Genomic DNA, 5,083 nt, shown 5'->3' with positions numbered 1-5,083 from the left:
GGATCCACGAAAGTCATGCGGGCCGGGTCCCAAATCGGGACGATATCGCCGGGGTAGACCTCGCTGGCCCGGTCGTGCGGAGGCCACCACACGTTCCGATACGTAGCCGCGGTGACTTGCCGAACGATCTCGCGGGACACCGTGCCCCGGATCAGGATGTGCAGGTGCGGAGCTCCACGTTTCTGCGGTTCCACCGTCCCGTAGTACTGGATGTTCCAGCCCACAGCCCGGCGCAGGTTCTGAATCCAGCGATCGAACAGCGCAGAGAAGTGGACAACATCGCGGGCAGCACGCTCGTAGTCGTAGGACTCCGGATCACGAGGCGAACCATCACCCACTGTTTCGCCCTTGTCGTTCACCGCGCCGTCCCGGTTGATCGCACCGTAGGACTGCATGGTCAGCGTGATGAACATCGAGGGCCGAAACCCGGCGTATTTGCGGCCGACCGTGTTCTTTTCGACCTTGAGCCGAGGAAGGTCCGGGACATCTTGGCGCCGACGAGTCGACCGCGTACGCCGGGCTTTCGGCTCCCGGTCAAAGGCGGGTAGCCGGCCCCGGAACCCGGACTCACGCATCTCGGCATCGAGGTCGGCCACGACTTCCCGAATCCCGGCCATCATGCCCTGGTCGCCGTCTGCTTTGGCTTGCTGGTAGCTGTCGAACAGGTCCGAGCGGGCAGCCAGCAGACCGGTTTGATGCTCGGTCGGTTCGGTCTTCTCGATTTCGGCCTCACGGTCCAGGTGCCAGCCCTCCCGGCACTGGGTGATCCGCAGGAACCGGGCCTTCTCCGCACACGCCGGGCAGACAGACGCCACCGTGGACTTACACGGGGCACCGACATAGGCCATGGTCCCCGAGTCCGGATCGAACCCGCGCATCGGAATCGGCCGGGCGCAGATGTGTTCGTCTTCGGCCAGCGACTGGGCGATATCCCGGAAATCCGGCAGGTTACGACGCTCGGCCGCAGTCTGCCGGACCGGTACCCCAGCCTTATCGGTCGAGGTGACAGCAGTCATCAGGCGGACGCTCCTTCCGGCTTGCTCCAGTGATCCACCCGAGGCAACAGCACCGTGTCGGCGAGGGCATCACCGAAGCGGAACCGCAGTTCGACGGTGGCCGGGCCGACAATCGAGGCGTGGCACTGCTCGGCCTTGAACGCGTGGGCGATGGTTTCGACGCGGTTCTCGTAGTCGGCCGGGCACTGGCCTTCCAGCATCCGCAGCCGCACCCGATCCGTGCCCTTCCCGATCTCCACGCCGGCGAGCTTCGGTGTCACAACGCGGGTTTGGGACGACACCGTCAGATGGCATGCCTTCATCAGCCGGGACCAGTTCCGGCCATACCGCCACCAGATCAGAAACCGGGACCGGGCACGATCAGTGATCCACCGGGCAAACAGGTCCGCACGCGCCCGACGCCACAGAAATCCAGGGGCAGCCAACTTCGAAGCGGACTGCCCATCGCCCTCAGCAGTGCAGCAAGAACCTTCGCCTGCGCGGCAGCGTTGCGCTTCGCTTCCGCGCCACTGACATAACGAATCTCGAGAGACGGCGTTGCTCGGTGTCATCGTGGTCACTGATGGAGTGGCCGCTCCGTTGAGGTCGTGGCCGCGTGATGCGGGCGGTGAATCCCGCGATTCTTCCTCGGCGGTGTCAGCCCACGCCTTCGAAGTCGCACACCGAGACCTGAACTCCGCCCACATCGCATGAGCTCGACCAACCCGCTTGCCGTGGTGGCCCAGCTGCGCTCGGCCGGGCCACCACGGTCTGACTGTCAATGGCCAATAGGATCTCATGGCCGCTGACACCCGGGGTGAGCCTCAGATAAGGCCGGGCGGGACGGGCCTGGTTCTGACCATCTCTTGAGGTCTCATCGGGGAAATCTGTTGATACGACCGTTAGGCTTCGTCGTGTTCGAAATACCGAAGTAAGAAAGGCAAGAAGGTAAATGAAACGACGATTCGGACGAGGCGTGATCGCGCTGGCGATGATGGTGACCCCCGTGGCAAGTTCGGCCATTCTTGCCGCCACGGCGCACGCGGAGGATGTCATCTACGAGTTTGCGGGCAACTATCCCACCAAAGCTACCTGCACAGTGGCTGGTAATCAGAAAGCGGGTCCCGGTTACTTTTACTGCAAGAAGTCTGGCATAATGCTTTGGAAGCTCTACGTCGAGCAAGGACGCTGAGGATCGGGGCGGCGTCACCAACGGTTTCCTGGAAGTCTCTCTATCCCGTCGTGTCGAGCGGCGGGATAGAGAGGTTCAGACCAGACCTGCAGACATCGGGGGCGCAGTACACAGCCCGGGTGCGTAGCCGATGCCGTCGTCCGGCAACACCACCCGAAGCGAGTTGCTCTGAACCCGTCTCGGTTCACCGATCCACCGCGAGGTCGAGCCCCCGCGCAGCTACGACATCCGCGCGATCAAAATGTGGGTCGGCCAATCCGAGCAGTTCCGGCGGAATGTGCAAGGCGAGAGCGAGGGCCCGCAGCACGCGCACTGAGGTTCACCCCGAGTAGTGGACAGAGGTTCAAGCAGCTGTAGCAGCTGCTTGAACCTCTGTCGCTGGATTCAACTGGTCGTCGCAACACCATGATTTGGAGGTGTTGCATGGGTGCTGTGAAACGGTGGCGTGCGGTCCAGTTGTATCGGGGGCAGATTCCGTCACCGGGCGACCGACGGTGGCGTGGCGTGAGGATCGGGTGCGGTTCTGGGCGGCGATAACACGTGGTGTCATGACCGAGGAAGCTGCTGCGGAAGCGGGGGTGTCCTCGCCGGTCGGGTTTCGGTGGTTCCGTCATGCTGGTGGCGTGAATCCTCGGTTGCCCCATACTGTTTCGGGTAGATACTTGTCGTCGAGCGAGCGCGAGGACATTGCGTTGCGGCGCGCTCAGGGGGCGGGGGTGCGCGAGATCGCGCGCCGGCTCGGGCGTGACCCGTCGACGATTTCGCGTGAGCTGCGGCGCAACGCGTCCACTCGCGCGTATCGGCTGGACTACAAGGCGTCGACGGCTCAGTGGCATGAGGAACGGCGGGCGAGGCGTCCGAAGACCGCGAAGCTACTCACCAACGCCAGGCTACGTCAGTATGTCCAGGACAGACTCTCCGGTGTGGTCCGCACCGCGGGCGGAAAAGTGATCACTGGCCCTGCCGCTCCGGAGTGGAAGGGCAGGAACAAACCGCATCGGGGTGATCGTGCGTGGGTCACATCGTGGAGTCCGGAACAGATATCGCGTCGCCTCGAGGTCGAATTCCCCGATGCTGAATCCATGCGTATCAGCCACGAAGCGATCTACCAGGCGCTCTACGTCGACGGCGTTGCTCGGTGTCATCGTGGTCACTGATGGAGTGGCCGCTCCGTTGAGGTCGTGGCCGCGTGATGCGGGCGGTGAATCCCGCGATTCTTCCTCGGCGGTGTCAGCCCACGCCTTCGAAGTCGCACACCGAGACCTGAACTCCGCCCACATCGCATGAGCTCGACCAACCCGCTTGCCGTGGTGGCCCAGCTGCGCTCGGCCGGGCCACCACGGTCTGACCGAGCCGTTGTAGCGGTGAGTTGTTCAGGAAGTACGGGCCGGACTGGATGGGTTTCATACATTCGAATCCCGACCGCGACTGCTGCGGCGGCACTGATGACGGCAGCTACCCTGCGGCGTGGAGTCCCATGAGATCGGCGGCGATCCCACCGAAGACCGCGCCAACGGCGTAGCCGAGGTCGCGCCACACCCGGTAGACACCGACGGCCCTGCCCCGCAAGGCGGGGTGGGCGACGTCGCCGATGACGGCGAGCAGGGTCGGGTACACCATGGCGGTGCCGAGCCCGACCAGCACGGCCCCCCTACCGAGATAGACTCCTCGAGGGAGCGGCGCAGGCCGAGGGGGAATCCAGGTACGTGGTTTCGGAAAAGTTATTCGGTCGCGTCCGACCGGCGCTTTCTGAACATTGCGGACTGCTGGTTCATGCGGGGGACGGTTTGCGGTTTCTGCGTCCGCTGTCGGTAGCGCCGTTCGGCATAGGCCAGGTCGTCGCGCCACAACCGGGTCGCGGCGCGGGTCATTATCGGCCGTAGGAAGCGGGTGGCGTGGCGGGCCCGGGCGAAGCCGGGGCGGGCCGAGTTGGCGATGACGGCGGTTCGTGGTTCACCGTCCGGCCCGGGGCCGAGTGGTGTGGCGTGGGTTTCGACGACACTGCCCGATCCTTCACCGTCGATGATGCGCATCGTGACCGTCCGGGGCTCTGGGCTGGTGAACTCGGCACGCACCGGGACACCGAGCCCGCCGCCAGCCCGGAAGGTGACGGCGACCAGGAACCGGTCGTCGGAGTTGGCCGAGTCGTGTTGCAGGGGCGGGGTCTCGAGCACTTCGAGGTGAGTGAAAGAGTAGGGGTGGAACCAGGCGCCGTGCCAGGGGTCGAGTCGGTTGGCGACGATATCGGCCGGTTCGCACACTCCGCTGAGGGTTGCTACCGCGGCGATGGCCCGGTGTGCGGGCGGACGGGCGCCGATAACAGGTGTTTCGAGCGGGCTGCCGTCGTCGATATGGTCGAGGCGGACCCAGGCCAGGACGCCGTCGTCGTGGCACGGCAGTGGTCTCCAGCCGGGCATCTCACTGCTGTCCAGTCGCAGCCCGTGCCAATGGCACACCAGGGCGCCGCAGTCGATGCGTGCTTGCGCCAGCGGTGCGCCCAGGTGTGGGCACGCTCCCGGACCTACGATGAGTCGTTGCCGTCGGTCACGCCATGCGACGAGTTCGACTCCGGCGACGGTGAATCCGAACGGGCGGTCGGTGCGGATATCCCGGCCGGCGGCGAAGACGTACCAATTCCCGGACGGGCGTTCTTGTGCGCGTTGGAGTGTGGCGGCGATGAGGGCGGGTTTCGCGGCGTGATAGGTGGGTTCCTGGTCTGCCCAGTTTCCGGGGTCGATGGGTTGCAGTGGCCACCGATCGGGCCAACGCCGAAACAGGAGGTTGCTCATCGAAGGTCCTCGGCAGATGCGATTGTCGTCGCGTAGCGGGTGGCAAGTCGGCGCAGTAGGGCGTTGCGGCCGCTGGTCGGCACGGTGTGCAGATCGTGGCCGGGTAA

Annotated in this window: 4 protein-coding genes and 2 pseudogenes; 2 read left to right on the top strand and 4 right to left on the bottom strand. The window is 65.0% G+C overall.

Annotated elements, in window-relative coordinates; translation table 11 throughout:
• Together NFL01S_RS33710 and NFL01S_RS33705 are read right to left on the bottom strand one after the other, a co-directional pair.
• Window positions 1–1,016: replication initiator (locus NFL01S_RS33710; RefSeq protein ID WP_218019660.1), on the bottom strand; the 1,016-nt coding region annotated here is incomplete at its 3' end.
• Complete coding sequence (locus NFL01S_RS33705; protein ID WP_157117325.1) at window positions 1,016–1,441, bottom strand: hypothetical protein; 426 nt, start codon at window positions 1,439–1,441, stop codon at window positions 1,016–1,018. The genes NFL01S_RS33705 and NFL01S_RS33710, both read right to left, overlap by 1 nt.
• Before the next feature lie 506 nt (window positions 1,442–1,947).
• Between NFL01S_RS33705 and NFL01S_RS33700 the strand changes: the two genes are divergently transcribed.
• Both NFL01S_RS33700 and NFL01S_RS33695 read left to right on the top strand, forming a co-directional pair.
• Entirely contained in the window at window positions 1,948–2,187 is a 240-nt protein-coding gene (locus NFL01S_RS33700) for a hypothetical protein (protein WP_157117324.1), read from the top strand.
• Window positions 2,188–2,610: 423 nt separating this feature from the next.
• A pseudogene (locus tag NFL01S_RS33695) lies at window positions 2,611–3,314 on the top strand (transposase); the annotation flags it as partial.
• 260 nt (window positions 3,315–3,574) lie between these two features.
• On the opposite strand, the pseudogene NFL01S_RS35075 reads toward NFL01S_RS33695, so the two are convergent.
• Both NFL01S_RS35075 and NFL01S_RS33685 read right to left on the bottom strand, forming a co-directional pair.
• Window positions 3,575–3,837 (bottom strand): annotated as a pseudogene (locus tag NFL01S_RS35075) (MFS transporter); the annotation flags it as partial.
• A 71-nt stretch (window positions 3,838–3,908) separates the two neighbouring features.
• Window positions 3,909–4,976, bottom strand: a complete 1,068-nt coding sequence (locus NFL01S_RS33685; RefSeq protein WP_063916140.1) for a Rieske (2Fe-2S) protein — start codon at window positions 4,974–4,976, stop codon at window positions 3,909–3,911.
• Between the last annotated feature and the right edge of the window lie 107 nt (window positions 4,977–5,083).

This window comes from Nocardia flavorosea NBRC 108225 (assembly GCF_001613385.1).
GTDB classification, from domain to species: Bacteria; Actinomycetota; Actinomycetes; order Mycobacteriales; family Mycobacteriaceae; genus Nocardia; species Nocardia flavorosea.
The sequence above is the reverse complement of the archived record's forward strand: the minus strand, read 5'-3'. Positions and strand labels throughout refer to the sequence as shown.

Excerpts from the sequence above, each read along its gene's own strand:
- NFL01S_RS33700 (WP_157117324.1), top strand. The coding sequence starts at position 1,948 with ATGAAACGACGATTCGGACGAGGCGTGATCGCGCTGGCGATGATGGTG.
- NFL01S_RS33685 (WP_063916140.1), bottom strand. The coding sequence starts at position 4,976 with ATGAGCAACCTCCTGTTTCGGCGTTGGCCCGATCGGTGGCCACTGCAA.